1 protein-coding gene is annotated in these 1,048 nt (G+C 45.0%); it reads left to right on the top strand.

The window, feature by feature from the left end:
* Window positions 1–424 precede the first annotated feature (424 nt).
* Window positions 425–1,048, top strand: a 624-nt coding sequence (locus Q0236_RS07765; RefSeq protein WP_297916645.1) for a response regulator transcription factor, incomplete at its 3' end; no start/stop codon positions are given.

The raw sequence follows: 1,048 nt of genomic DNA, 5'->3' as shown, positions 1-1,048 counted from the left end.
GTATGAATTTTTACCGCAGTCGCGCGGTAAAATTTTAAATTTGCGGCGAGTTTCAAAAATTTAACGTAGCCCTTGCGTTGCAAGTTTAAAGTTCGTCGCGGCTTAAAATTTCATGCCGTGCGTTTTAAAATTTAAAACGCACGTTGCGATCCGAAAATTTAGCCGTGCGAGTAAAATTTGCCGATCTGTCTGCACTGCATCGTTTGCGCTACGACTTATTTCGCGCTTTACAGACAGAGCTTTAAATTTACGTCCGTGCCTTGTATTCGAAGAAGCGCGCGGACTTAGATAAAATTCCGACTCGCGCCGCATAAAACAAAATCCGATTTGTAAAATTAAATTTAAAACTTCATATTTATTTAAGCTTAGTAAAAGTAAGAATTTGAAAGAATTTCATTTGAAATTTCGCCTTGAAGGGTCTGCTATGAGCTGTGTTTTAAAGGAGCTTGACGTCTTGCTGGTCGAAGACGACGCCAAATTGCTAGCCTCGCTACATAGGACGTTCGAGGATATTTTTAATAACGTCTACGACGCTCAAAACGGCCTTGAGGGGGTTAAAAAATTTAAAAAATTTAGCCCGAATCTCGTCATCACCGATATTTTGATGCCGATTGAAGACGGGCTTGAGATGATACGACAAATCAAACATATCTTCCCGCACACTCCTATTTTTGTGCTTAGCGGCTTTAGCCAGCAGTCTCAGCTTCAAGGCGTCATCGACATCGGCGTGGAGGGATATTTCTTCAAGCCCGTTGATGCCGCAGAGTTTGCGCTGCAAATTTGCGCCCTGATGGAGGCAAAGCTACAAAACATCTCTCTTATCGATCTGGGAACGGGATACGCGTTTGATCTGCTCAGGCGAGTTTTACTCAGAGACGGGCAACAGATCGTGCTAACCAAAAAGGAGCTCTCTTTCGTCTCGCTTCTGATAAGCCGCGTAGGCGAGCTGGTGCTTTACGACGAGATCAAGCGCTATGTTTGGGCGGAGGGCGCCGTATCGGACGTGGCGCTTCGCACCTTCGTCAAGCGTATCCGCGATAAAGTGGGT

This window comes from uncultured Campylobacter sp. (genome assembly GCF_938031315.1).
GTDB lineage: Bacteria > Campylobacterota > Campylobacteria > Campylobacterales > Campylobacteraceae > Campylobacter_B.
The sequence above is the reverse complement of the archived record's forward strand: the minus strand, read 5'-3'. Positions and strand labels throughout refer to the sequence as shown.